General features: G+C 73.7%; 20 protein-coding genes. 11 read left to right on the forward strand and 9 right to left on the reverse strand.

Annotation, left to right across the window (positions count from 1 at the left end; translation table 11 throughout):
- Positions 1 to 20 precede the first annotated feature (20 nt).
- Entirely contained in the window at positions 21 to 1,442 is a 1,422-nt protein-coding gene (locus tag ACFIF2_RS01305) for a cellulose binding domain-containing protein (protein WP_395570547.1), read from the forward strand.
- Positions 1,443 to 1,472: 30 nt separating this feature from the next.
- Here ACFIF2_RS01305 and ACFIF2_RS01310 read toward each other — a convergent pair whose 3' ends face one another.
- The 5 genes from ACFIF2_RS01310 to ACFIF2_RS01330 form a co-directional block, all read right to left on the reverse strand.
- Positions 1,473 to 1,697, reverse strand: a complete 225-nt coding sequence (locus ACFIF2_RS01310) for a hypothetical protein (protein ID WP_395570548.1) — start codon at positions 1,695 to 1,697, stop codon at positions 1,473 to 1,475.
- A gap of 308 nt (positions 1,698 to 2,005) precedes the next feature.
- On the reverse strand, positions 2,006 to 2,842 hold the full coding sequence (locus ACFIF2_RS01315) for a nucleotidyltransferase domain-containing protein (RefSeq protein WP_395570549.1): 837 nt from the start codon (positions 2,840 to 2,842) through the stop codon (positions 2,006 to 2,008).
- A gap of 112 nt (positions 2,843 to 2,954) precedes the next feature.
- Positions 2,955 to 4,862 carry an alkyl/aryl-sulfatase gene (locus ACFIF2_RS01320; RefSeq protein WP_395570550.1) on the reverse strand — a complete coding sequence of 636 codons (1,908 nt, stop codon included), beginning with the start codon at positions 4,860 to 4,862 and terminating at the stop codon, positions 2,955 to 2,957.
- A gap of 47 nt (positions 4,863 to 4,909) precedes the next feature.
- The gene (locus ACFIF2_RS01325; protein ID WP_395570551.1) at positions 4,910 to 6,085 is read right to left on the reverse strand and encodes an acyl-CoA dehydrogenase family protein; all 1,176 of its coding nucleotides are present in this window, start codon (positions 6,083 to 6,085) and stop codon (positions 4,910 to 4,912) included.
- A gap of 27 nt (positions 6,086 to 6,112) precedes the next feature.
- Positions 6,113 to 7,687 carry a class I adenylate-forming enzyme family protein gene (locus ACFIF2_RS01330; RefSeq protein ID WP_395570552.1) on the reverse strand — a complete coding sequence of 525 codons (1,575 nt, stop codon included), beginning with the start codon at positions 7,685 to 7,687 and terminating at the stop codon, positions 6,113 to 6,115.
- A gap of 183 nt (positions 7,688 to 7,870) precedes the next feature.
- Between ACFIF2_RS01330 and ACFIF2_RS01335 the strand changes: the two genes are divergently transcribed.
- The gene (locus tag ACFIF2_RS01335; RefSeq protein ID WP_395570553.1) at positions 7,871 to 8,467 is read left to right on the forward strand and encodes a TetR/AcrR family transcriptional regulator; all 597 of its coding nucleotides are present in this window, start codon (positions 7,871 to 7,873) and stop codon (positions 8,465 to 8,467) included.
- Between the two features lie 35 nt (positions 8,468 to 8,502).
- Here ACFIF2_RS01335 and ACFIF2_RS01340 read toward each other — a convergent pair whose 3' ends face one another.
- The gene (locus ACFIF2_RS01340; protein ID WP_395570554.1) at positions 8,503 to 9,966 is read right to left on the reverse strand and encodes an MFS transporter; all 1,464 of its coding nucleotides are present in this window, start codon (positions 9,964 to 9,966) and stop codon (positions 8,503 to 8,505) included.
- A gap of 348 nt (positions 9,967 to 10,314) precedes the next feature.
- Between ACFIF2_RS01340 and ACFIF2_RS01345 the strand changes: the two genes are divergently transcribed.
- On the forward strand, positions 10,315 to 11,433 hold the full coding sequence (locus ACFIF2_RS01345; RefSeq protein WP_395570555.1) for a M23 family metallopeptidase: 1,119 nt from the start codon (positions 10,315 to 10,317) through the stop codon (positions 11,431 to 11,433).
- A 176-nt stretch (positions 11,434 to 11,609) separates the two neighbouring features.
- Entirely contained in the window at positions 11,610 to 13,142 is a 1,533-nt protein-coding gene (locus tag ACFIF2_RS01350; protein WP_395570556.1) for a CHAD domain-containing protein, read from the forward strand.
- Between the two features lie 57 nt (positions 13,143 to 13,199).
- On the opposite strand, the gene ppk2 is transcribed toward ACFIF2_RS01350, so the two are convergent.
- The 3 genes from ppk2 to ACFIF2_RS01365 form a co-directional block, all read right to left on the reverse strand.
- Entirely contained in the window at positions 13,200 to 14,180 is a 981-nt protein-coding gene (gene ppk2, locus ACFIF2_RS01355) for a polyphosphate kinase 2 (protein ID WP_395570557.1), read from the reverse strand.
- Positions 14,181 to 14,224: 44 nt separating this feature from the next.
- Positions 14,225 to 14,626 carry a hypothetical protein gene (locus ACFIF2_RS01360; protein ID WP_395570558.1) on the reverse strand — a complete coding sequence of 134 codons (402 nt, stop codon included), beginning with the start codon at positions 14,624 to 14,626 and terminating at the stop codon, positions 14,225 to 14,227.
- Between the two features lie 123 nt (positions 14,627 to 14,749).
- Positions 14,750 to 15,805: an aldo/keto reductase gene (locus ACFIF2_RS01365; RefSeq protein WP_395570559.1), complete on the reverse strand. Its 1,056-nt coding sequence runs from the start codon at positions 15,803 to 15,805 to the stop codon at positions 14,750 to 14,752.
- 135 nt (positions 15,806 to 15,940) lie between these two features.
- On the opposite strand from ACFIF2_RS01365, the gene ACFIF2_RS01370 reads away from it, so the two are divergent.
- The 7 genes from ACFIF2_RS01370 (at position 15,941) to ACFIF2_RS01400 (ending at position 24,959) form a co-directional block, all read left to right on the forward strand.
- Positions 15,941 to 16,561, forward strand: coding sequence for a TetR/AcrR family transcriptional regulator C-terminal ligand-binding domain-containing protein (locus ACFIF2_RS01370; protein WP_395570560.1), 621 nt, complete (start codon positions 15,941 to 15,943; stop codon positions 16,559 to 16,561).
- A 398-nt stretch (positions 16,562 to 16,959) separates the two neighbouring features.
- Positions 16,960 to 17,487 (forward strand): hypothetical protein, encoded by a 528-nt coding sequence (locus tag ACFIF2_RS01375; RefSeq protein WP_395570561.1) that lies wholly within the window; start codon positions 16,960 to 16,962, stop codon positions 17,485 to 17,487.
- Between the two features lie 452 nt (positions 17,488 to 17,939).
- Entirely contained in the window at positions 17,940 to 20,075 is a 2,136-nt protein-coding gene (locus ACFIF2_RS01380; protein WP_395570562.1) for a hypothetical protein, read from the forward strand.
- Between the two features lie 70 nt (positions 20,076 to 20,145).
- A complete protein-coding gene (pelF, locus tag ACFIF2_RS01385) occupies positions 20,146 to 21,678 on the forward strand; it encodes a GT4 family glycosyltransferase PelF (protein ID WP_395570563.1) in 1,533 nt (510 codons plus the stop codon).
- On the forward strand, positions 21,675 to 23,087 hold the full coding sequence (locus tag ACFIF2_RS01390; protein WP_395570564.1) for a hypothetical protein: 1,413 nt from the start codon (positions 21,675 to 21,677) through the stop codon (positions 23,085 to 23,087). Before pelF ends, ACFIF2_RS01390 begins: the two co-directional genes overlap by 4 nt.
- 122 nt (positions 23,088 to 23,209) lie before the next feature.
- Entirely contained in the window at positions 23,210 to 24,211 is a 1,002-nt protein-coding gene (locus ACFIF2_RS01395; RefSeq protein ID WP_395570565.1) for an SDR family NAD(P)-dependent oxidoreductase, read from the forward strand.
- 34 nt (positions 24,212 to 24,245) lie between these two features.
- On the forward strand, positions 24,246 to 24,959 hold the full coding sequence (locus tag ACFIF2_RS01400; RefSeq protein ID WP_395570566.1) for an NDP-sugar synthase: 714 nt from the start codon (positions 24,246 to 24,248) through the stop codon (positions 24,957 to 24,959).
- The last annotated feature ends 2 nt before the right edge of the window (positions 24,960 to 24,961 follow it).

The following is a 24,961-nucleotide window of genomic DNA, read 5'->3' on the forward strand; positions in this document are numbered from 1 at the left end:
GCCCGACGAAAGGAACCCGGATGAGAAACCGACCCCCCGTCAGCCGCGCGCGCCTGGCGCTCGCCCTGGCCGCTCTCCTCGGCGGCGGCGCGCTGACCGCCCTGCCCGCGCAGGCCGCCCCCGAGGCCACCGGCCTCACCGTCCAGTACCGCACCAGTGCGAGCGGGGCCACCGCCGACCAGACGGAGCCCTGGCTCAAGGTGCGCAACACCGGCACGTCCCCGGTGCAGCTCAGCCAGGTGAAGGTCCGCTACTACTTCAAGGCGGACTCACCGAGCGCCACCTACCGCTTCGCCTGCTCCTGGGCGGTGAAGGGCTGCTCGGTCGTCACCGGCACGTTCGGGACCCTGAGCAGTCCCACCGCGACCGCCGACCGCTACCTGGAGATCGGCTTCACCTCCGCGGCCGGGACGCTGGCGCCCGGCGCGGACACCGGTGACCTGCAACTGCGCTTCCACCAGACCAACTGGCAGACGCTCCGGCAGAGCGACGACTACTCGTTCAACGGCACGCAGACCTCGTACGCGAACTGGGACAAGGTCACGGCGCAGCTCGCCGGGGCCACGGTGTGGGGGACGGCGCCCGAGGGCACGGGCCCGACCGACCCGCCCGACCCGACGGACCCGCCCGGCGGCGGGCAGGCCCTGTTCGACGACTTCGACTACGGCTCCCACACCGACCCCGCCATCTCCGCGCACGGCTGGAGCGTCCGCTCCAACTCCGGCGGGCCGGGCGTCCCCGGCGCCACCTGGGACCCGTCCAAGGTGACCTTCGTGTCCTCGGGCGGCAACTCGGTAATGAACCTGGAGACGTCCACGGCGGGCACCGGCGCGTCCACGACGCACACCGAGGTCCTCACCAAGGCCATGAAGTTCAGGAACGGCACCTACGCGGCCCGAGTGAGGTTCTCCGACGCGCCCAGGTCGGGCCCCGACGGGGACCACCTGGTGCAGACGTTCTTCACCATCAACGACCTCAAGGCCCCGATGGCCGACGACTACGCCGAGTACGACTTCGAGTACCTGCCGAACGGAGGGTGGGGCGAGCCGGCGAACATCCTGTACACGACCTCCTGGGAGACGTACAACCCCGATCCCTGGCAGGCGGTCAACCAGCACTCGGAGCAGCGCGTGAGCTACGCGGGCTGGCACGACCTCGTCGTCACCATCGACGACAGCGCCATCACGTACTACGTGGACGGGCAGCACTTCGGCACCCATGACGCGCGGTACCTGCCCGAGCGGCCGATGTCGATCAACTTCAACCAGTGGCTGATCGATCTGAACGGCCAGACGTCGACGACCCCGCGCGCCTACGACCAGCAGGTCGACTACGTCCTGCACGTCAAGGACCAGGTCCTGACCCCCGCGCAGGTCGCCGCGAAGGTCTCCGGGTACCGGGCGGCGGGTACGGAGTTCGTCGACGAGGTGCCCTCGTCCTGATTCCGCCGGTTGCCTCCCGGGCGGGGGCGGTCAGAAGAGGCGCTCCTGGGCGGGCGCGGGCCGTCCCCGCCGACCGCGGCGCGCGCCGCCGCGTGCGGGCGCGGTGTCCTCCCCGAACAGGGGTGCGGTGCCGTACTCGTCCGGCTCGGCCGGGACGGTGGCGGGTCCGGTGCCCACGTTGAGGACCAGCGGGGCCTCCCGGTCGAAGTCGCCCGGCGTCATCGCCACCCACTCACGGTCCTGCCGCTCACCCACGCACCGACACCTCTCTCGCCGCCCACCGCGACCACGCGACGCTACCAGCCCGGCGGCGGCCCGCCGATCACGGCTCCCGCCCGGTTCGCTTCCCTGGTTCCCTGGTTCCCGGGTGCCCGCCGGTCGACGCATGTCGCGGGAGGATCGCGGGTGCCGGCCGGGCTCGTGCCGCCCGGCCGGACGGAACGGCCCCGGCGTCGCAGACCGGTGCGGCCCCGCGTACGGGGGAGAACGCGGGGCCGCGCGAGCAAGCTGTCGGAGGAATCCCCCGCCTGCCAGGCCCGTCCCGGTCAGCCCGGTCAGTCCGGTCAGTTCGGCCGGTTCGCCGCGAGGAGTTCCGCGATCTGGTCGTGCAGTCGTCGCGGCACCCGGATCCCCCACCGGTCGGCCGCCTCGGCACTCAGCTCCCGGCTCCACCGCCAGCTGTTGAGCGCCGCAGTGCGCACCTCGCCCGCCCGGGCGGCGGACGTGGTGGTGGTGTAGCGGTCGACGTCGGCGGCGGGCAGGTCCCGTTCAAGGGCCCGGCTCGGGGTGAGCCAGTGCGCGGTGCTCTCGCGCAGGAGACGGCAGAGCTGGAGCTGCTGCGGCGCGACGACGGCGTGCAACAGGTTGTGGCCACGGGCGACTTCGCCGCGGGCCAGGACATGGGCCAGCATCAGCGTCCAGTTGGCCAGTTCGTCGGTGAGCTGCTGGGCGGTGGCGGCCGGCTCGGGCGGGCGGAACGCGGCCAGGCGCCGGGCGGCGCGGGTGAGGCGTCCGGTGCGGTCCAGCAGGACGGCGTCCTCGGGGCGGGGCAGGTGGACCATGCCCTCCCAGGCCGGGACCTCCTCGATGCCGGGACCGGCCGGCGTGAGGTGGAACTCGCCGCGCATCAGGTCGTCGAAGACGACGGCGAGGATGCCGTACATGTTGGTGTACGCCAGCTGGAGCGGGGCGAGCCGTCCGAGGAAGGCCCGGGCGTCGAAGGCGTCGAGGTGCTCGTCCCGGACGTAGAGGTATGCCTCGATGTCGGAGTGGGCGTCGGCCTCGCCGACCGTCCAGGAGCCGTAGAGGAGGACGCCCTCCAGGAGAGGTTCGTCGTGGGCGAGCCGGCGGAGCCGGGCGATGCGAGCGTCCAGGGCGGGGCTGTGGGAGGGAACGGGCATGGGTGCTGTCTCCTGAGGGGGTGCGCGGGCGCGCGTGACCGGCGCCCGGCGGCTGCCGGGCGGATGGCTGGGGACCGTGCGGTCGATTCAGGAGACGCCCATGCCGGGGAGTCTAGACGACACCGGTGGACCGGGGCGTGACGATCGGGAAGCGGGGGTCGGGGCGTTCCATGAGGGCGCCGAGGGTGGTCAGGGCCATGAGGTCGCCGGCCGTGGTGACGGCTCCGGCGGCGATGGCGTCGGCGAACGTGGTCGCCCGGCCGACGACCGCGTGCAGCGTGGTGCGGGCAAGGCGCAGCGTGAGGTGCGGCCGCTCGCCGCGCGGGGCGTCGCCAGGCATCGGGGTAAGCGCTCCGTTGGACAGCAGCAGCGTCCAGATGTCGGCGGAGGTGTCGCGCGGACCGTCTGTGATCTCCCAGCGGAGGAGGAGACGCCCGGCCTCGGCGGCACGGAGGCCGTCGATCCGTACGGCCATGGACTGGAAGACCTGCTCGGCGGTGAGCGCGCCGACGATGCCCGACGCTCCGCGGCCCGGGGCGGCCAGGACGCCGCCGCGCAGCTCGGCCGCGCCGGTGAGGTAGAAGTTGCGCCACGGGCCGCACTCGGAGCCGTGTCCGAGGCGTTCGAAGGTCTCGGCCTGCAGCGCCCTGGCCCCGGTGTGGCCGGGGTCGGTGAACAGGACGTGGTGCAGTACCTCGGCGACCCAGCGCAGGTCGCCCCGTTCGAAGGAGGCGCGGGCCTTGTCGACCACGGCGTCGGCGCCGCCCATGAACTCGGTGTAGCGCGCGGCGGCCTCACGCGGCGGGTGCTGCCACAGGTGGGCGGGGTTGCCGTCGAACCAGCCCATGTAACGCTGGTACACGGCCTTGGCGTTGTGGCTGAGGGAGCCGTAGTGGCCGCCGATGTGCGGGCGTTGCTCCAGCGCGGGCGGGAAGCGCAGTTCTTCCGCGATCTCGGCGCCGGTGTACCCGGCGTTGATGAGGCGCACGCACTGGTCGTGGAGGTAGGCGTAGGCGTCGCGCTGCTCCTCCAGGAAGCGCACGGCGCGGTCCTGGCCCCAGGTGGGCCAGTGGTGGGAGGCGAAGACCACGTCGGTGGCGTCGGCGAACAGGCCGAGGGTCTCGGTGAGGTAGCGGGCCCAGGCGCTGGGGTCGCGGACCAGGGCGCCGCGCAGGGTGAGGACGTTGTGGAGGGTGTGGCAGGCGTTCTCGGCGACGCACAGCAGGCGCAGTTCGGGGAAGTGGACGTTCATCTCGGCGGGGGCCTCGGTGCCCGGGGTGAGCTGGAAGACCATGCGGACGCCGTCGACGGTCTCGGTCTGGCCGGTGGCGCGGACGTCGAGGTTGGGCGCGATGAGGCCGACGCCGCCGAGGGACGTGGTCTGGCCGAGGCCGCAGCCGATCTGTCCGTCGGGCGCCTTGGGCAGGGCCGCGCCGTACATGTAGACGGAGCGGCGGGCCATCGCGGGGCCGGTGATGACGTTCTCGCCGGCCGCGTGTGCGAGGAAGCCGGCGGGCGCGATCACGGGGAGCCGTCCGGCGGCGGCGTCCTCGGGGTCGGCGACGCCGTGGACGCCCCCGAAGTGGTCGACGTGCGAGTGGGTGTAGAGGACGGCGGTCACCGGGCGGTGGCCGCGGTGCTCCCGGTACAGGGCCAGGGCGGCGGCGGCCACCTCGGCGCTGATCAGCGGGTCGATGACGAGGACGCCCCGGTCGCCCTCGACGAAGGTGACGTTGGACAGGTCGAGCCCGCGGACCTGGTAGACGCCCGGCACCACCTCGTACAGGCCCTGCCGGGCGGTGAGGCGGCTCTGCCGCCACAGGGACGGGTGGGCCGTCGGCGGGCAGTCCTCGTCCAGGAAGGCGTAGGCGTCGGAGTCCCAGACGGTGCGTCCCGACGCGTCGCGCACCACGCCCGGCGTGAGCCGGGCGACGAATCCGCGGTCGGCGTCGGCGACGTCCTGGTCGTGCTGGTCGTCCCGCGGGGCGTACGTGTCAGCGGTGGGGTTGGTGCCGGGCATGGCGGGTCGTCCTCGGGTCGGCGTGGGCGCGGTGGTCGGGCCGGTGGTCAGGTCAGGGTGGCGAGGCCCTTGGCGATGCCGTTGCGCTGGATCTCCGACGTGCCGGTCAGCACCCGGAACATGCGCATCTTCCGGAACAGGTACTCGATCTCGTGGCCCTGGGTCAGACCTTCCTTGCCGTGGATCTGCACGGCCTCGTCGAGGAGCCGGAAGGCGGACTCGGCGACGAAGAGCTTGCACATGAACGCCTCGGTGCGCACGTCCTCGCCCCGGTCGAGGGCGGCCAGCGCCGCGTACGTCATGGAGCGCGCGGCGTAGAGGTCGGCGGCCATGTCGGCGAGTTTGTGCTGGATGGCCTGGAGGGCGAGGAGGGGCTTTCCGTTCACGGTGCGGGTGAGGGCGCGGTCGCGGCTGAGCCGGAGGGCACGGCGGGCGGCGCCGAGGGCCGAGGGGCAGTGCAGGAGGCGGTTGACGGTCACGCGGCCCAGGGCGATGCGCAGGCCCTTGCCCTCCTCGCCCAGCAGGTTGGCGGCCGGGACCCGGCAGTCGTCGAGGACGATGTCGCTCTCGATGTGCTCGCCGGACATGGGGGTGGCGCCGTCGGTGACGCGGCAGCCGGGGCTGTCGAGGTCGACGAGGAAGGCGGAGTAGGACTCCTCGGCGTCCGCCATCCGGGCCACGACGATGGCGAAGTCGGCGAACGGCCCGGCGGAGCTGAACACCTTGTGCCCGGTGAGCCGGTAGCCGTCGCCGTCCCGTTCGGCGGTGGTGCGCATCGCCCGTACGTCGGAGCCCGCGTCCGTCTCGGTGAGCGAGAAGCAGCAGGCGCGCTCGCCGCGGACCAGCGGCAGCAGGTAGGTGTCGAGTTGGTGGGGGGTGGCGTGGCGGAGGATGTCGCCGGCGCGCAGCGGGCCGCCCATGTCGCCGAGGACGCTGTGGCCGAGCACCCGGCCGCTGGCCGCGACCTCCTCCTTGAGGACGGCCAGTTCGGTGTACGTCAGGGCCTGGCCGCCGTACTCCTCGGGGAGGTGGATGCCGTAGAAGCCGAGTTCGCGGCAGCGTTTCCAGACCGGTTCGAGGTCGGCGCGGGTGAGGCGGGAGGTGTGGGTGATGCCGTTGTCGAGTTCGTACCGGGCGAGTTCGCCGTCCAGGTAGGCGCGGAGGCGGTCGACGAGGCCGGCGAGGCGGGGTTCGTCCGGCACGGGGTGGAAGGTGAAGGTCATGTGCGGTGCTCCGGGTGTTCGGTCGGTTCAGTGCACGCGGCGGGTGGCGCCGGCCCAGTACGGCTCGCGGACGGCCTTGCGGTCGAGCTTGCCGTTGCGGTTATGGGGCAGTTCGCCGACGAACTCGACCGAGCGCGGTTTCTTGAAGCGGTCCAGGCGCAGGGCGCAGAAGTCGGCCAGTTCGTCGGCGGTGACCGGGGTGCCCGGCCGGGTGACGACGACGGCCTTGACCGCCTCGCCCCACTTCTCGTCCGGGACGCCGATCACGCAGGCCTCCTGCACGGCGGGGTGCTCGTACAGGACGGTCTCGACCTCGGTGCTGTAGATGTTGAAGCCACCGGAGATGATCATGTCCTTCTTGCGGTCGACGAGGAACAGGTAGCCGTCCTCGCGCATCCACGCGAGGTCGCCGGTGTGCACCCAGCCGTCGCGGAAGGTCTGGGCGGTCAGTTCCGGGGCCCGCCAGTAGCGGTCGACGCAGTCGGGTCCGCGCACGATGATCTCGCCGACCTCGCGGGGCGGGAGCGGGTCGCCCCGCTCGTCGACGATCCTGACCTCCGTGTCGTAGGCGGCCCGGCCGCAGGACTGGAGGAGTTCGGGGTCGTCGGTGACGGCGCGGGCGATGTCGGCGCCGGACAGGCCGGCCACCACGCTGGTGGTCTCCGCGAGTCCGTAGCCCTGGGCGACCACGGGGCCGAACAGGGCGACGGCGTCGCGCAGTCGCTGGGGCGAGACGGGCGCCCCGCCGACGCGGACGCTGGTGAGGGAGGACAGGTCGCGGTCGGCGGCGCCCGGGTGGGCGAGCACCGCGTTGAGCATCGCCGGGACCAGGAAGGTCGCGGTGATGCGCTCGCGCTCCACGGTGTCCAGGAACGCCTGGGGGTTCCACGTCGGCAGCACGTGCGTGGTGGAACCGCCGAAGACGCCGGCCAGCAGGACCATGCCGGTGGCGTGCGTGATGGGGCCGCAGGCGAGGTAGCGGGTGTCGGGGCGGGGGCGCGACTCGTCGTTCATCAGGGTCTTGCGCATGTTGGCCAGCCGGTTGCCGAAGGTCTGCACCGCCGCCTTCAGCGAACCCGTGGAACCCGAGGTGAAGTTGAGCACCGCCGGCGCGTCCTCGGCGGTCTCCACGGCCACCGGTTCCGCGTCGCCCTCGGCGAGCAGGGCGTCGTACGGCAGGGGTCCGCCCTCGGTGGGGCCGGTGGAGGCCGGGGCGTCCAGCACGACGGGGAGGCAGTCGGTGCCCGCCGCCGCGAGGGCGGCCAGGGCGTCGTCGCGGTGCGCCTCGTCGAAGACGAGGACACGGACGGGGGCGTCGCGCAGGATGTGCTCGATCTCGCCGCGGCCCAGCCTGGCGTTGACCGGCACCCGGATCAGTCCGGCCTTGTAGAGGGCGAACTCCACCTCGACCAGCTCGCCGCGGTTCCAGCCGAGACAGGCCACCGCGTCGTCGGGTCCCAGTCCCCGCCGGACGAGCGCGGAGGCCAGCCGGTTGGCGCGCTCCTCCAGGCGGGCGTACGTCCACGTCCGGTCGGCGCAGACCAGGGCGGGATGCCCGGGCCAGTGACGGGCGCTGCGCGTGAGGTAGATGCCGAGGTTCAACGTCGGACTCCAGTGCGGGAGGGGCGGTTGGCGGTGCGTCGAAGACGCTCTGAACTTGTTGAATGTTTCCAGACAGATTGTTCGGTAACGCATCGCCTGTCAAGACTCCGTACACTGACTGCCGCTCGGGCGGACGCGTATCGCCGGGCCGTGAGGGACCGGACAGGGAGACGGAAGACGGGGATGGCCGAAGACCGACGCATCCGCAAGACGCGCACGGCGCTGCGCGGCGCACTCGTGGGACTCGTGCTGGAAAGGGGCTTCACGGCGCTGAGCGTCGAGGACATCACCCAGCGCGCCGACGTCGCGCGGGCCACGTTCTACAGCCACTTCCGCGACAAGGACGAGCTGTTCGCCCGGGTCACCCGGGACCTGCTCGACGAGCTCGACGAACGGCTGCGCCCGGTGATGGCGGAGACCGCGGTCGGCTTCACCGGCAGGCCGGTGCTGGAGATGCTGCGTCATGCCCGCGAGGAGCGCGACCTGTACCGGATCGTGCTGCGGGGCGAGGGAGACGGCAAGCCGCTGCGGATGTTCACCGAGGCGTGCGCCCGGGTCGCCGCCGAGGAGTTCCGGGGCCGCTCGGAGCGCAACGACGTCGAACCGCGCATCGACGCCGACCTGCTGGCCCGGGTGTGGGTGGGCGAGCAGGTGTCGGTGCTCCAGTGGTGGGTCGAGCACGAGACGCCGCCGATGCCGGCCGAGGAGGTGGTCCGCATGCTGCTCGACCTCGCCGTGCGCGGCCGTTACTGGGCCACGGGGTTCGACCGGCCGGCCTGACCGGGCCCGGGCCGCCACCCGAGCGGCGCGCGCCGTCAGCCCTCGCCGCCGAGCGCCCGTGCGTCGCGCTGCGGCCGGATCGCCAGCATGGCCACCGCGCCGCACACGGCCATCACCGCCGCGGACAGCAGGAACGCGATCGAGTAGCCCGTGGCCTCGGAGGCCGCGCCGTCCACCAGCCGGCCGGTGAGGTACGGCACGAACATGCCCGGCAGGGTGCCGGTCGCCGCGACCACACCGAAGACCGCGCCGCGCCGGGCGGCGGGCACCACGGCCGCCGTGGTGACGTAGTGCAGGGGCAGGGCGACGGCGTGGCAGGCGAAGGCCAGGGCGACCAGGACCAGTTGGAGCGGGCGCTGCTCGACGAAGGGCAGCAGGGCGAGCGCCGCGCCCGACACCAGGACCGCGAGTCCCTGGACGTGACCGTCGGCGTTCCCGCCCGGCCCGGTGCGGCGCTTGCGCCGGTCGACGAGGGCCGGGACGGTCAGCAGGAGGACCAGACTGAGCCCGGAGACGGCGCTGATGGCGGCCGACGCGCCGGTCGCGCCCAGGTCGAGCTGGGTCTGGAGGTAGACGGGCAGCCAGGCGCTGGACATCGCCAGCGCCCAGTGCGACCCGAAGGCGCTGAGGACTCCGCCGACCACCGTGCCGCTGAGCAGCAGACGGGGCAGTGACGGCGGCGGTGCCGCGCCGGCGGTCCGGGTCGCTTCGAGCGTCCCGCCCTCGCTCCCGCCCTCGCGGCCCGGCGACCGGGCCGCTCCCGCGCCGCCCGCCGAACCCTCGGCGATCCCCGCGCCGCGCGGTACCGCCCCGGCCGGTGCGCCCTCGGCGCCCACCGCCCCATGCGCGCTCCGGACGCCCGTCGCGGCCACGGCTCCGGTCGGACCGGCCACGCCCTTCGCGTCCGCAGCGACCGGCGAACGCTCCGCGTCGCGCGGGCCCGCCGCTCCGTGCGCGCCGGCCGAGCCGCCGTACGGGCCGTCCTTGCCGACGGCGTACCACACGACGCACCACGCCGCGCTGGTGATCGCCAGGGCGATGAAGGCCGAGCGCCAGCCGAGGTGCACGATGAGCCAGGTCAGCAGCGGGGCCGAGACGGCGGTCCCGAGGGCCGCGCCGCCGATCTGCAGGGCCGAGGGCATTCCGCGCCGGCCCGGCGGGAACCAGGCGTAGAGGGCGTGCATGGACATGGACGCGGCGGGCCCCTCGGCGGCCCCCAGCAGCAGGCGGCCCGCGATGAGGGCGGGCACGGACGCCACCAGCGCGGGCAGTTGGGCGACGGCCCACAGCGCGGCCATCACCAGCAGCAGGGTGCGCGTCGACCAGCGGGCCGACAGCAGCCCGACGACCAGGCCGGTGACGCTGAACAGCGCGTAGAACGCGCTGGAGACGAGTCCGTAGGTGCTCTTGCCGATGCCGAGCTCGTCCATGAGCGGCACCGCGGCGAGGCCCAGCACGGACTTGTCCGCGTAGTTGATCATCATGAAGGCGACGATCATCGCGAGGATCAGCCAGGCCCGCCTCCGGTCGTACGGGGGCTGGCCCGGCGCCGGCGGGGCCGGGGGGCGTCGGGACGGGAGGAGGCGAACGACCACAGCGGCTCCAGGCTCATTGCTCGTTGTTACTGAACTAGCTGTCCATTAACTTTCGTTCCGTTCGGCAAAGTAGCCCTCTGTCTCCTCCGGGGTCAACGGTCCGGACACGACCTTCGTGCGGGCCCTCGGGGGCCGCGGGTCTCCGCCGGCCCTGCCCCTTCGGGCATCCCCTTGTGCCTCGCGGGCCCCTGACGCCGACGTGGCACGGCGTTACGTTCCCTTCGTGAGCAACAGGTCCCGGCGAGCGTCCCGGTGAACGACGAACGGCCGGCCCTCGCCGAGGCGGAAGCGGAGACGCGGGCACCCGCAGAGGCGGGCGAGCGGCCCGGGAAGCGGAGGCGCCGCGGTCCCGGGCCCTTCACACTGCTGCTGTCGCCGGCGCTGGTGACCGTCACGGGCGTGGCGGCCTACCTCGTGCTCACGGGCGGTCTGCCGTCCCCGTGGCCCGAGGAGGCCGACGCCGACGGGACCGCGGCCGTCGACATCGACCCCTCGTACGTCCCGTGGCTGCGTGAGGCGTCCTCGCGGTGCACGGTGCTCGCGCCGTCCGTGCTCGCCGCCCAGATCGACCAGCTCTCCGGCTGGAGCGACGACACGGACGCGTTCTCGGGCCAGAAGGGCATCGCCGCCTTCACCGACACCGACTGGCGTGCCTGGGGCAGGGACGACGACGGCAACGGACGCTCCTCACCGCACGATCCGGCCGACGCGATCATGGCGCTCGGCCGCCAGGACTGCGCGCTGGCCGAGCAGGTGACCCAGCTGCGCACCGAGGGGCGGGTCAACGGCGACCTCGTCGACCTGACCCTCGCCGCGTACGCCTCGGGTCTGGAGGCCGTACGGAAGGCCGGGCGCGTCCCCCCTGCCGCGAAGACCTACCTCTCCGAGGTCGAGGCCCTGCTCTCCCGCTACGAGGCGCTCGACCGGGCGGACCCCGTCGGCGGCGCGAGCGGGGCGGCCGGCGCGCTCCTCGCCGCCCCGGTGCGTACGCTGACCGTCACCTCGCCCTACGGGTCGCGGGAGCATCCGCTGACCGGAGTGACCAAGCTGCACACCGGCGTGGACTTCGCCGCGCCCCAGGGGACGCCGGTGGCCGCCGCCCGGCGGGGCCGCGTCGTGTTCGCCGCGCCGACCACCGCGTACGGCAACCGCGTCGTGATCGATCACGGGACCATCGAGGGCAAGCGCCTGGAGACGACCTACAGCCACCTGTCGTCGCTGGAGGCCGCCGTGGGCCAGGCGGTGCAGGCCGGCACCCCGGTCGGACGGGTCGGCTCCACGGGCCTGTCCACCGGGCCCCACCTCCATTTCGAGGTCGTCCTGGACGGGTACTACGCCGATCCGGGGCCCTGGCTCGGCGCGGGCGGATAGCGCCTGCCGGCACGGGCCCGGACCTGTGGGTGGGTCATACGGCCGGACGGCCATGGCACGGTCGTCCGGCGCCGCGCAGACTGGAGTCGGCCGCCGGAGCCGCCGGCGGAGCCCGCGAGCGGCATCGTTCCCGGCGAACGGGGTTTGATCCCGCCCTCAGCGACCAGGGACACATCATGACCCAGTCGAAGCGTGAGACAGAGCGGAAGTACGAGCCGTCCTCCCCCGGTGCCGTCGGCGTGCCGGACCTCACCGGTACGGGCCCCGTCGCCTCGGTCACCCGGGCCGGCCCCGAGGAACTGGACGCGGTGTACCACGACACCGCCGACCTGCGACTGGCCGGCGCGTCGGTCACGCTGCGCCGCCGCACGGGCGGGCCGGACGCCGGCTGGCACCTGAAGCTGCCGCTGAGCACCGACAGCCGGGAGGAGGTGCGGGCCGAGCTGTCGGACGAGGTGCCCCGGGAGCTGCGCGAGCTGGTCCTGTCCCGCACCCGGGGCGCGGAACTGCGTCCGGTCGTACGGATACGGTCCACCCGTGCCGTGCGGCACCTCCGTGACGCCGATGGCAGGGTGCTCGCCGAGCTGAGCGTCGACGAGGTCCGCGCGAAGGCGCTGCCGGCGGGCGGCGGGCGCGCCGAGTGGACCGAGCTGGAGGTCGAACTCGCCGACGGGGCGCCCGCCGGGCTGCTGGACGCCGTCGAGAAGAAGCTCCGCAAGAAGGGGTTCACCCGGTCCGGCAGCCCGTCCAAGCTCGCCCGGGCCCTGCGGGAGACCGGGGGCCGGGCCGAGGAGGCACGGCGGTCGCCTCCCGAGGTGGTCCCCGGCTCCGCGGGCGCGTACCTGCACACGTACCTCCGTGAGCAGGTGGACGCCCTGGTGGCGTGGGACCCGGCGGTGCGCCGCGACGTGCCGGACGCGGTGCACCGGATGCGGGTCACCTGCCGACGGCTGCGCGGTTGCCTGCGCTCGTACCGGTCGGTTCTCGACCGGCGGGTCACCGATCCCGTGCGCGCGGAACTGCGGTGGCTGGCGGGCGAGCTGGGGGTCGAACGGGACCAGGAGGTGCTGCGCGAACGCATCGGCGCCGCGCTGGAGGACCTGCCCGGCGACCTGGTACTGGGGCCGGTCGCCGCCCGCCTGCGGGTGTGGGACGTCTCCCGGGCCGACGAGACGCGGACGCGGACGCGTCAGGCTCTGGCCTCGTCGCGTTACCTGCGGCTCCTGGACGCGCTGGACGGCCTGGCCGCCCGGCCGCCGCTGCGCGCCAAGGCCGCGAAGAAGCCGGCCCGGGTCATGGCCAAGGCGGTGCTCAAGGAGTACGACCGCCTCGCCGGGCGCATGGACCACGCGCTGGAGCAGCCGCCCGGCCAGTCCCGGGACGCGGCCCTGCACCAGGCGCGCAAGGCCGCCAAGAAGGTCCGCTACGCGACGGAGGCCGCGCGTCCCGCGCTCGGCAAGCCCGTCGCCCGCCTCGGCAAGCGCGCCAAGGGCGTGCAGAAGGTGCTCGGCGACCACCAGGACGCCGTCGTCGCCCAGGACGCGCTGCGGGGGCTGGGGGTCGCGGCGCACGGGGCCGGGGAGTCGGCGTTCACCTGGGGCCTGCTGCACGGCCGGGAACGGGCGAGGGCCGACGAACGGCAGCGGGAGCTGCCGGAGGCGTGGCGGGCCGCGTCGGATCCCGCGCTCCGGGCGCCGCTGGAGCACTGATCCCCGCCGCGGACCCCGGACGCGCGCCACCGTCGGCGGGCGTCCGGGGGGCCGGGGTCAGTCCGTCTGATCCGGGTGCGTTCCCGGGCTGCCGCCCTGCCCGGCCAGGGGTGTCGGCGAGAGGTCGGCGGACTCCTCGCCGGGTTCGAGCAGGGTGTCGGCGGCGCCCACGATCAGCGGGTCGGGCCGGCCCACGGCCTCGTGGTCCTTGGACGGATAGTCGCAGCGGTCCAGCAGGCTGCGCATGGCCTCCAGGCGGCCTCGGCGCTTGTCGTTGTTCTTGACCACCGTCCACGGCGCGTGGGAGGTGTCGGTGGCACGGAACATGTCGACCTTGGCCGCGGTGTAGTCGTCCCAGCGGTCCAGCGAGGAGAGGTCCGTCGGCGACAGCTTCCAGCGGCGCACGGGGTCGACCTGGCGGATCGCGAAGCGCGTACGCTGCTCGGCCCGGGAGACGGAGAACCAGAACTTCACCAGCAGGATGCCGTCGTCGGTGAGCATGCGCTCGAAGAGCGGCGCCTGCTGGAGGAACTGCTGGTACTCGGCCTCCGTGCAGAAGCCCATCACGCGCTCGACACCGGCGCGGTTGTACCAGGAGCGGTCGAAGAAGACGATCTCCCCGCGGGCGGGCAGGTGGGCCACGTACCGCTGGAAGTACCACTGCCCCGCCTCCCGCTCGGTCGGCTTGTCCAGCGCGACCACGCGGGCACCGCGGGGGTTGAGGCGTTCGATGAAGCGCTGGATGGTGCCGCCCTTGCCGGCCGCGTCGCGGCCCTCGCAGACGACGACGATCCGCTGCCCGGTGTCCTTGGCCCAGCGCTGCATCTTGAGCAGCTCGATCTGCAGGACCCGCTTCTGCCTCTCGTACTCGGACCTGCGCACCTTGCGGTCGTACGGATGGTTCTCCCGCCAGGTGTCGATGGGGCTGCCCTCCGCGTCGAGCAGGATGGGCTTCTCCGGCCTGCGTTCGTCGACCCGCAGCCCTTTCAGGAGGTCGTCCTCCGTGCGCTCGGCGCCGGCGTCCTGTTCCTCGGTCATCCCCGTCTCCTCACCCTTTTCCATCGGACTCTCCCGCTCCCGGCTCACGCCGCGTACGCCCGGTCCCGCAGGGGGCGCACGGGGCGCACGGCACGCGCCGGGGCGGCCGGGGGCGTACGGACGGCCGTGACCCGGTAGGTGGTCCTGGCCGGGTCGGTCACCGGTTCGCCGAGGGTGATCCGGCCGGCGGCGTGCAGCGCGTCGCACTCGGCGGTGGGCAGCGCCGCGTAGCAGCCGCCCCTGCCGGTGGTGGAGTCCAGGGGCCGCCAGTAGCTGTACCTGCGCCCGCCGCCCTCGCGCACGGTGACGAACACGGGCGTGCGCGCGTCGGCGACGATCCGCAGGACGGCGGCCTCGGCCGGGCTGAGCGGGCGACCGGGGCGGTGCCCGCGTCGGCCGGTCGCACGGGCTTCGGCGGTCGGTGCAGGGACGGCGGCAAGCGGCATCTGCTGGAGCCTTTCCGGGACAGGGGACTCGAGACCGCCTACCCGCTCCGGCCGGTGTTGATCTCGCTTTTCCCACATTCTTGTCCATGGCACTGACAGTGCCGCTCCGCCGGACCCGCCGGATCAGCCTCGCGGCGCCCCCGCGCGCAGGGGGTGGGGGTTGAGACGGGCGAAGCCCTCCTGGCGCTCGTAGGGGAAGTACGGGTAGGGGGCCGTGGTGGCGCTCGCGGCGTCGAGCCTCGCCACCTGGTCCTCGGTCAGGGTCCATCCGACGGCGCCGAGGTTCTGCCGCAACTGTTCCTCGTTGCGGGCCCCGATGAGGACCGAGGAGACGGTGGGACGCCGCAGCAGCCAGTTGATGGCGATCTGCGGGACGCTCCGGCCCGTCTCCTCGGCGACGGCGTCGAGGGCGTCGACCACGCGGAACAGCAGCTCGTCCGCCACGGGCGGGCCGTAGTCGGCCGTGGCGTGCAGCCGGCTGCCGGCCGGGAGGGGCTGGCCGCGGCGGATCCGGCCGGTGAGCCGTCCCCACCCGAGCGGGCTCCACACGACGGCTCCGACGCCCTGGTCGAGGGCGAGTGGCATCAGCTCCCACTCGTAGTCCCGGCCGACGAGGGAGTAGTGGACCTGGTGGGCCGCGTAGCGCCGGTGTCCGTGCGCGTCCGCGTCGGCCAGGGACTTCATCAGCTGCCATCCGCTGAAGTTCGAGACCCCGGTGTAGCGGATCTTGCCCGCCCGGACGAGGTCGTCGAGCGTGGAGAGCACCTCCTCGACCGGGGTCCCGGCGTCGAAGGCGTGCAGCTGGAAGAGGTCGATGTAGTCCGTGCCCAGCCGGCGCAGGGCCTGTTCCACGGCCTTGATCAGACGCGCCCGCGAGGTTCCCGCCTCCATCGGCCCGTCGCCCGTCGGCAGGCCGGCCTTGGTGGAGATGATCACCTCGTCGCGCCGGCCCTTCACGGCGGCGCCCAGCACCTCCTCCGAGGCTCCGCCGGAGTAGACGTCGGCGGTGTCGAACATGGTCACCCCCGCCTCCAGGCAGATGTCGACCAGGCGGCGCGCCTCGGACTCGTCCGTGGTGCCCCAGGCGCCGAAGAGCTCTCCGCGCCCGCCGAACGTGCCCGCGCCGAAGCTGAGTGCCGGGACCATGAGCCCGGACGCTCCCAGTCTCCTGTATTCCATGACCGCTTCCCCTCCTCCGGCCGTCCGCCCCGGTGGTGTGCGGCGCGCGACGGCAACGATTAACGGGACTTCCGTTCCGTTAAGATGGCTCCAGAGTAACAGCAACCCCCTCCTTAATGGAACCGGAGTACCGTTATGACGTCCGAAGACATCGGGCCGGGCACCGTCCGTCCGGGCGGGAGGACCGCGCGCGTGCGATCCGCCGTCCTGCGGGCGGCCGGAGACGCCCTGGCCGAACACGGCCTGGCCGGCCTCGACCTCGCCGACGTGGCCCGGCGCGCCGAGGTCGGGAGGACCACGGTGTACCGGCGCTGGGGAACCCCGGCCACCCTGGTCGCGGACCTGCTCGCGGACATGGCCGAGCAGTCACTGCCCCGCACGGAGTCCGGCACCCTCCTCGACGACCTGCGCGCGAACGCCCGGCTGGTCGCGCGCACCCTGGCCGACCCGCGCCAAGGAGCGCTCTTCAAGGCGGTGATCGCCGCCGCGACCTGTGACGCGCAGACGGCCGCCGCGCTCCACCGCTTCTACGACGTCCGCGTCACGGAGTGGGAGCCCTGCGCCCGTCAGGCCGTCGAGCGCGGCGAACTGCCCGCCGGCACCGACACGCGCGAGGTGATCCGCGCGGTCTCCGCCCCTCTGTACTACCGCCTGCTCACCACCGGCGAGCCCCTGGACGAGGCGGCCGCGGACCGGGCCGCCGACGCCGCGGCGGCGGCGGCGCGAGCAGGAGCCTTCCGCTCCACCCGTGCCTGATGTGACTCCCGAGCACCCGAGGGCGGCGGCACGACCCGCCGGACGCGTTGCCGTCGGCGGCGGACGCGGCGCCGCCCGAGGGGACCCGGCCCGTGACCTGCGGCCGGTCGTGGGGCGGCGCGGGCCGCGCGGGTGTCACGCCGGCCCGCGCACCCTCTCGACGGGCGCCCGGAATCCGCCATTGCCGTCGGGACGCGCGGGCCCCGGACAGCACCCCGGGCGATCGGGCAACGCCCCGGGCACACCCGGGCGTTGTCGTGCGCGAACGCCGGCCGGGCACCGTATGTGACGGCACCCTCACGCATCCTTCACGGTACGCACACTTCCGGCCGAGCCGTGTTCACGCCGTTCCGCACGGTACAGACGGTGCGCCGGAGCCGTGCCTAGTCTCCCGGGCCATGCGATCCACACGAACGAGACGCTTCGGCCTCGCCACGATCATCGCCCTCGCCCTCGCCCTGTTCGGCCTGGCGCCCTCCGCGAGCGCCGCCGACCCCGCCCCGGCGGAGCTGACGTTCGCCACCGACACGGCGACCACCACGCCCGGCGGCACGGTGAACCTGTCGATGACGATCAAGAACAACCGGACGTACGACATCTGGTTCGTCTACCAGACGATCGACCCGACCTGGCTGACCACCCAGCGGCCCGACCTCAAGTACAGCTTCACCGGGTGCAGCCTGGCGTCGGAGGCCGGCGCCGTCCCGTGCGACGGCACCGGGCCCGCCAACCTCGGCACCAACTACGGCGCCACCATCCCGCCCGGCCAGAGCCGCACCGTCACCCTCACCCTGCAGGTCGGCGCCGACTCGGGCTGCAACGGCAACATCGGGTTCTACTCGTACTACTACGCCGAGTTCAGCGACAGCACGAGCGTGAACGGCGGCCCGGTCTACACGCCCCAGACCCGCGTCCTGTGCGCCTGACCACCCCCACTCCCGCGCCCTGAGCACCGACGCCGTCCGGCCCCCACGGGCCGGACGGCGTCCGCGCGACGGAAGCCTGGGGTGACCTGATCTCGCTCCGGCCCCGGCCGGCGCCCTGGTCGAGACCATTGACGGCGATGCGCCGCGGAGGCCGTGGTTCCACGTTCGCCTCCGCCCGTTCCCGCAGTACACGGGCACGCCGGCGCGGCACGCCCGGCCACGTCCGGCACGCGCCGACGGCTCACGGCGACGCCCGTTCCGGGTGAACGGACACATGCGCTTTTCCGTCAAGTTCCGCAGCAGGCACACAAAAGCTCCACACGCGCCTCACTATGTGACGCGACGGAAACGTCGACGACCGGCGTCTCAGGGGGGCGACGGCGTGGTCACGGGGAGGGGCCGGCTCCGGCAGGAGCCCGACCACCCCTGCCCGGGGGAGGAAATCTCACCGCATGAAGCGGACCATTCGCACTACGGCGCTCGCAGTGGGCGCGCTGACGGCGTCACTCTGCCTGTCGGCCGGTCCGGCCGAGGCCGACGCCCCGGCCCCGCGCATCGACCTGCGCGTGCTGGTCGTGAGCGACGGGGGGCCGGCCACCGACGCCATCGCCGCCGAACTGGAGACCGCGGGCACGCCGTACACGGAGGTCGACCTCCAGGACGCCGGCCGCCCCGTGATCGACGCCGGGTTCCTGGCCGACACGGTGGACGGACGGCCGCGCGCCAGGTTCCAGGCCGTCGTCCTGCCCAACGACAACCCCTTCCCGGCGAACTCCGCCGAGATGACCGCCCTCACCGCCTACGAGCGGACCTACGCGATACCCCAGGTGGACGCCTACACCTACGCGCGCCCCGAGGTCGGACTCCAGTACGCGGTCGGGGCGGGGTACGCGGGGAGCGTCGACGGCGTGCGTGCGGAGGTGACGCGGGCCGGGCTGGCCGGGCCCTTCGGGTACCTGGACGGGGCAGTCCCGTTCGAGGACAACTCCCCCACCGTCGGTGAGTCCTACGCCTACCTGTCGGCGCCCGCGCCGGGGGCCGACTTCGTGCCGTACGTCCAGGCGGCGATACCCGGGCGCGCGACCAAGGGCTCCCTGGTGGGCGAGTACCGGCACGACGGACGGCGGGAACTCGTCGTCACCTTCGTCTACAACCAGCACCAGCAGCAGTTCCGCCTGCTCGCCCGGGGCATCGTGGAGTGGATGACCAGCGGGGTCCACCTCGGCGCCGACCGCAACTACTTCGCCGTGCACGTCGACGACGTGTTCGCGGCCGACGACCGCTGGGACACCGAGCTGAACTGCACCCCCGGCGACGTGGACTGCCCGCCGGGCGAGGGCACACCCGACCCGATCCGCATGGTCCCGGCCGACGTCGACCACGCCACCGCCTGGCAGGACCGCCGGAACTTCACCCTCGACATGGCCTACAACGGCTCCGGCAGCGTCGACCACCGCCAGGACAACGACGGCGCCGACCCGCTCGCCGACAAGCTGATCGCCGCCCGGAACGACTTCCGCTGGGTCAACCACACCTACACGCACGCCTTCCTGGGCTGCGTCCAGGACGTCAGCGTGGTCCCGTGGAAGTGCGCGACCGGTCCCGACGGCAGCACCCGGTGGGTGAGCCGGAACGAGATCGCCGACGAGATCGCCACCAACCGCGTCTGGGGCGAGACGGCCGGACTGCCGCTGGAGCAGGACGAGTTGGTGACCGGTGAGCACTCCGGCCTGAAGGTCACCCCGCAACAGCCCGTGGACAATCCGAATCTGGGCCCCGCCCTCGCGGACAACGGCATCGCCTGGCTCGCCTCGGACAACTCCCGGGACCCCGTGCAGCGGCAGGTCGGCAGCGCCACCACCGTCTCCCGCTACCCGATGAACGTCTTCTACAACGCCGGCCGGGCGGCCGAGCAGGTCGACGAGTACAACTGGATCTACACCAGCCGCGCCCAGGGCGGCAGCGGCATCTGCGAGGACAACCCGGCCACCTCCACCTGCCTGCCCGCACCGCTGGACACCGCGACGGGCTACGCCGGGCACATCGTGCCGCTGGAGACGCGCATCGCACTCGGGCACGTGCTCTCCAACGACCCCAAGCCGCACTTCATCCACCAGTCCAACCTCGCCGAGGACCGCATCGCCTACCCGGTCCTCGACGGCGTCCTGGGCGGCTACGAGGACCTGTTCGCCGACAGCACGCCGGTGGTGAACCTCCGCATGGAGGACATCGGCGTCGAGATGCGGCGCCGCGCCGCCTGGCGGAGCGCGGTCGACGCCGGCCAGGTCACCGCGTACCGCGTCGGCGACGCCGTGACCGTCCAGGCCCCGGCGGGCGTGGCCGTGACGGCGACGATGCCCGCGGGCACCCTGCGCGGCGACGCGGCCTTCGGCGACGCCTACGCCGGCGCGCTCTCCGGTTGGACCGCCACCGCCGGCGGCACGCTCGGCCTCACCCTGCCGTCCACGGCCGAAGCGCCCTCCCCGGCGGCCGAGCCCGGCGCCCCGGCCGCCGCGCCCTCCACCGCGCCCCGCACCCGGGTACCGGCCGGGGTGAGCGATCCGGTGCCGTACGGCGCCGAGCGCTGAGCGCCACCTCACCACCGCAGGTCCGCTCACCCCGCACGATCAGCCCACACCTCGGCCGTGGAGCACATCCATGCACGTTTCCCACGGCGCGCGACGCTCCGGCGCGTCGCGCGTCACCCTGCTCACCGAAGGCACCTACCCGCACAGTCACGGCGGCGTGAGCGTCTGGTGCGACCAACTCGTCACCGGCATGCCCGACCTCGACTTCCACGTCACGGCCGTCACCGGCACGGGGCGCGAACCGCTCGTCTGGGACATCCCCGCACACGTCTCCCGGGTCGTCTCCGTCCCCATGTGGGGCCCGGCCCCCGAGGGACGCCCGCCTCACGGACGTGAGCGCAACCGGCTCGCCTCCGCCTACGAGCGCTTCGTGACCGCGCTGCTCGACCCGCGCGCCGAGGACGGCTTCGGCCCCGCCCTGTACCGGCTGGCACGGGCCGCGGCCGACGGCCGGCTCAGCCCGTTCCTGCGCGGGGACCGGGCGATCGCCATCCTGACCGCGGTCTGGAACCGGCCGGGCCTGGCCGTGCGCGAGGCCCGGCCCACCCTGCACGACGCGGTGACCGCGACCGCGCTGCTCGAGCACGCCCTGCGGCCGCTGGCCGCGCCGTACCCGGAGCAGGGCGTGGCGCACGCGGTCAGCGGCGGCGTGGCGGTGCTGCCCGGACTGGCGGGGCTGGAGCGCGACGGCGTGCCGCTGCTGCTCACCGAGCACGGCGTCTACCTGCGCGAGCGCTACCTCGGCTACCGCACCGCCCCCTACCGCTGGCCGGTGAAGGCGCTGCTGCTGGGCTTCTTCCGGCTGCTGGCCGAGGAGACCTACCGCCGGGCCGCCCTGATCACCCCGGGCAACCGCTACAACCGGCTGTGGGAGGAGCAGGGCGGCGCCGCCCCGGAGTCCATACGGACGGTGTACAACGGCGTCGACCCGGCCGCGTTCCCGCCCGCCGGGCCCGAACCGGCCGAGCCCGTGCTCAGCTGGGCCGGACGCGTCGACCCGATCAAGGACCTGGAGACCCTGATCCGCGCCTTCGCCCTGGTGCGGGCCGAACTGCCCGCCGCCCGGCTGCGGTTGTTCGGCGGCACCCCGCGCGGCGGCGAGGCCTACCGGGAGCGCTGCGAGGCGCTGGCGGCGCGGCTCGGCCATGGTGACGCGGTGACCTTCGAGGGGCGGGTCGAGGACATCAAGGACGCGTACGCCGCCGGCAACGTCGTGATGCTCTCCAGCATCAGCGAAGGCTTCCCCTTCACCCTGATCGAGGCCATGTCGTGCGGCCGGGCGACCGTGTCCACGGACGTCGGCGGGGTCCGGGAGGCCGTCGGCGACACCGGCCTGGTCGTGCCGCCGCGCGATCCGGCCGCCATGGCCGCCGCGGCGCTGGAACTGCTGCGCGACGCGCGGCGGCGCCGGGCCATGGGCGAGGCCGCCCGGCTCCGCGTGATCGAGCAGTTCACCCTCCGCCAGACCATCGACACCTTCCGCTCCGTCTACCTGGAGCTGTCCGCGTTCGGCGGTACGGCGGCACCCGCGAGCGCCGTCGCGCGGGACCCCCTCGCGTCGGCGGGCGCGGCACCGACGCCGGTGAGGAGTGCGACCGGATGAGCGGGCCCATGGCGCTGGAACCGGGCGGCGCGGAGCAGGACACACTGGCGCTGCGCCTCGCCGGCCCACGCTCCGCCGTTTCCGGGTTCCCTGCCGACCAGCACACGCTCGCCCTGGTCCGCCCCGGTCACGGCGCCCGGGGCGACGCGGTCGACCGGCTGGCCGCCGAACTGGCCGACCGGATCGCGCCCGCCGTCCATCCCTATGAGGTGGCCGCACTGCTGGAGTCCGAGGGGCTGACCGGCGAGGTGATCCGGGAACGGTACGGGCACTCCGATCTCTTCTCCCTGGCCACAGCCCTCTACGAACGCGTACCGCGCACCTTCCCGGACCCGCCGCGCCCGGCCGACCCCTGGCGGCCCGACCACGTGCGGTGCGCGCTGCGCGGGGCGTTGTTCGCGCTGCCGGGGCTCGCCTACGCGCTGGCGGGCCGGCTGCTGGACCAGCACGGCGTGGTGCGGGCGCTGGTGGTGGCGGGGCTCCTGTCCTGGGCCTGGAACCAGGCGCTGGGACACCGCGCGTACCTGCGCCTGGCCACCGGCCGTCGGGAGGCGGGCCGCACCCTCCTCAAGGGAGCGACCGCGGGCGCGCTCGCGGCGACCGCGGCCGGGGTGCCGCTCGCCGGGTCCGGGCCGGCCGCGGTGGCCGTGACCGCCCAGTCGGGATACCTCGCGGCGGCCGGTGTGCTCCTCGTGCTGGGCCGGGAGCGGCTGCTGCTGGCCGCCCTCGGGCCGGTGATCGCCGGTGCGGCGACGCTGCCGTGGTGGGAGCCCGGCACCGTGCTGCGGGCGGGCCTGCCGCTGCTGTCGTTGCTGGGCACGCTCGCCGCGGCGGGCTGGGCACTGCGCGCCACCCGCACGGTCCCGCCCGTGGCGGACGCCGCCCGACCGCCGCTGGTCCGCTCGCTGCCGTACGGCCTGTTCGGGCTGGCCGCCGGATCGCTGGTGTTCCTGGCGGGCCGTCAGCATCCGTGGGCGGTGATCGTGCTCACCCTGAGCATGGGCCCGGCGGAGTGGCTGCTGTACCGCTACCGGGGGCTGTCGGTGGCGGCGTTGCGGGCCACCGCCACCCCGGCCGGCTTCCGTCGGCGCTCGGCCGCCGTCCTCGCCGGCTGCCTGCTGGCGTACCTCGGTCCGCTGGTGCCCGCGGCGCTGCTGGTGGACGCCGAACCCGTCACGCTGCTGCCGCTCGCGGCGGCCCTGTGGACCTCCCTGCTCCTCCAGGCGTTCGGCGTGGCCTGGCCACCGGCCGCCCTGTGCCTCGCCGCGGCCGCGGGCGCCGGCGCGGTCGCCCTGGCCGGGCTGCCACCGGGCGCCGCGACCGCCCTGCCGCTGTGCTGCGGCGCGGCGGCCCTCTGCCTCACCGTGTGCGCGCTGCGAATGCTGGGCCGGCCGGCGGCCCATGCCTGACGCCGCGGCGGAACCGGCCCGCCACCGGCCCGGCCGGCCGCCTCCCGCTCCCGGCCGTCGTCCACCGCCCCACCGAACACCACCTCACCGACCCCACCACCCACCGACCGGAAGGACCCCGCGTGACCGCCTCACCGCTTGCCGCCGTCACCGGAGCCGAGGGATTCATCGGCTCCCACCTCACCGAGGCGCTCGTCGCCTCCGGACACCGGGTGAGGGCCATGGCGCAGTACAACTCCTTCTCGTCGTACGGCTGGCTGGAGACCCTCGCCCCGGAGGTCCTCGACCAGGTCGAGATCGTCCTCGGCGACGTCCGTGACCCGGGCTCGGTGCGCGGCCTCGTCGAGGGCGCCGACTGCGTCTACCACCTGGCCGCGCTCATCGCCATCCCGTACTCCTACCAGGCGCCGCACAGCTACGTGGACACCAATGTCACCGGCACGCTGAACGTCCTGGAGGCGGTCCGCGCCCAGGGCACGCCCCGGCTCGTGCACACCTCCACCAGCGAGACCTACGGCACCGCGCGCACCGTGCCGATCACGGAGGACCACCCGATCCAGACCCAGTCGCCGTACGCCGCGTCCAAGGCGGGCGGGGACCGGCTGGCGGACAGCTACCACGCCAGTTTCGACACGCCGGTGGTGACCCTGCGGCCCTTCAACACCTACGGTCCCCGGCAGTCCATGCGCGCGGTGATCCCCACCGTCATCGGCCAGGTCGCGGCCGGCGAACGCACGATCACCCTCGGCGACCTGCGCCCCACCCGGGACTTCACCTTCGTCGAGGACACCGCGCGGGCGTTCCTCGCGGTGGGCACGGCGCCCGCCGAGCGGGTGGTGGGCCGCACGTTCAACGCCGGTACCGGCGGCGAGATCTCCGTCGGCGACCTGGTGGCGCTCATCGGCAAGGTGATGGACACCGCCCTGGACGTACGGGAGGACGAGCGGCGGCTGCGGCCCGCGAACTCCGAGGTGATGCGGCTGGTCGCGGACGCGACCCGGCTGCGGGAGGCCACCGGCTGGAGCCCGGGGCACGACCTGGAGCGGGGCCTGGCGCGCACGGTGGAGTTCTTCCGCGACCCGGCCAACCTGGCCCGCTACAAGACCGGCATCTACAACATCTGACCACGACCGGCACGTGAACCGAGGGGGGAACCTCATGCACGCAGTGATCCTGGCCGGAGGCAAGGGCGTCCGGCTGCGGCCCTACACCACGGCCCTGCCCAAACCGCTCGTGCCCATCGGCGACCAGCACGCCATCCTCGAGATCGTGCTGCGCCAGCTCGCCGCGGCCGGGTTCACCGGCTGCACCATCGCCATAGGACACCTCGGCGAGATCATCCGCGCCTACGTCGGCGACGGCTCCCAGTGGGGCCTGACCGTCGACTACTCCACCGAGGAGAGCCCGCTGGGCACCATGGGGCCGCTGCTCACGATGCGCGAGCGGCTGCCGGAGCACTTCCTGGTCATGAACGGCGACATCCTCACCGACCTCGACTACGCCGACGTACTGCGCCGGCACGGCGACTCCGGTGCCGCCCTGACCATCGCCACCTACGCCAGGAAGGTGCACATCGACTTCGGCGTCCTGACCACCGACGCGAGCAGGGTCGTCGCCTTCACCGAGAAGCCCAGCATCGACTACCGCGTCTCCATGGGCGTGTACGGCCTGTCCCGGTCGACGCTGGAGGGTTATACGGCCGGACTGCCCCTGGGCTTCGACGAGTTGGTGCTCGACCTGCTCAAGTCCGGCAACGCCCCGCACGCCTACGAGTTCGACGGTTACTGGCTCGACATCGGCCGTCCGGACGACTACGACCGGGCCAACGCGGAGTTCACCAGCCGCAAGTCCCTGCTGCTCAAGGGAGCCTGAGC

This window comes from Streptomyces sp. BK79 (assembly GCF_044142145.1).
In the GTDB taxonomy this organism is placed as follows: domain Bacteria; phylum Actinomycetota; class Actinomycetes; order Streptomycetales; family Streptomycetaceae; genus Streptomyces.

Coding starts and splice junctions, on each gene's coding strand:
- ACFIF2_RS01360 (WP_395570558.1), bottom strand. CDS start 14,626: ATGCCGCTTGCCGCCGTCCCTGCACCGACCGCCGAAGCCCGTGCGACC.
- ACFIF2_RS01380 (WP_395570562.1), top strand. CDS start 17,940: ATGAAGCGGACCATTCGCACTACGGCGCTCGCAGTGGGCGCGCTGACG.
- ACFIF2_RS01335 (WP_395570553.1), top strand. CDS start 7,871: ATGGCCGAAGACCGACGCATCCGCAAGACGCGCACGGCGCTGCGCGGC.
- pelF (WP_395570563.1), top strand. CDS start 20,146: ATGCACGTTTCCCACGGCGCGCGACGCTCCGGCGCGTCGCGCGTCACC.
- ACFIF2_RS01350 (WP_395570556.1), top strand. CDS start 11,610: ATGACCCAGTCGAAGCGTGAGACAGAGCGGAAGTACGAGCCGTCCTCC.
- ACFIF2_RS01325 (WP_395570551.1), bottom strand. CDS start 6,085: ATGACCTTCACCTTCCACCCCGTGCCGGACGAACCCCGCCTCGCCGGC.
- ACFIF2_RS01365 (WP_395570559.1), bottom strand. CDS start 15,805: ATGGAATACAGGAGACTGGGAGCGTCCGGGCTCATGGTCCCGGCACTC.
- ACFIF2_RS01375 (WP_395570561.1), top strand. CDS start 16,960: ATGCGATCCACACGAACGAGACGCTTCGGCCTCGCCACGATCATCGCC.
- ACFIF2_RS01340 (WP_395570554.1), bottom strand. CDS start 9,966: ATGATCGTCGCCTTCATGATGATCAACTACGCGGACAAGTCCGTGCTG.
- ACFIF2_RS01390 (WP_395570564.1), top strand. CDS start 21,675: ATGAGCGGGCCCATGGCGCTGGAACCGGGCGGCGCGGAGCAGGACACA.
- ppk2 (WP_395570557.1), bottom strand. CDS start 14,180: ATGACCGAGGAACAGGACGCCGGCGCCGAGCGCACGGAGGACGACCTC.
- ACFIF2_RS01400 (WP_395570566.1), top strand. CDS start 24,246: ATGCACGCAGTGATCCTGGCCGGAGGCAAGGGCGTCCGGCTGCGGCCC.
- ACFIF2_RS01315 (WP_395570549.1), bottom strand. CDS start 2,842: ATGCCCGTTCCCTCCCACAGCCCCGCCCTGGACGCTCGCATCGCCCGG.
- ACFIF2_RS01370 (WP_395570560.1), top strand. CDS start 15,941: ATGACGTCCGAAGACATCGGGCCGGGCACCGTCCGTCCGGGCGGGAGG.
- ACFIF2_RS01320 (WP_395570550.1), bottom strand. CDS start 4,862: ATGCCCGGCACCAACCCCACCGCTGACACGTACGCCCCGCGGGACGAC.
- ACFIF2_RS01305 (WP_395570547.1), top strand. CDS start 21: ATGAGAAACCGACCCCCCGTCAGCCGCGCGCGCCTGGCGCTCGCCCTG.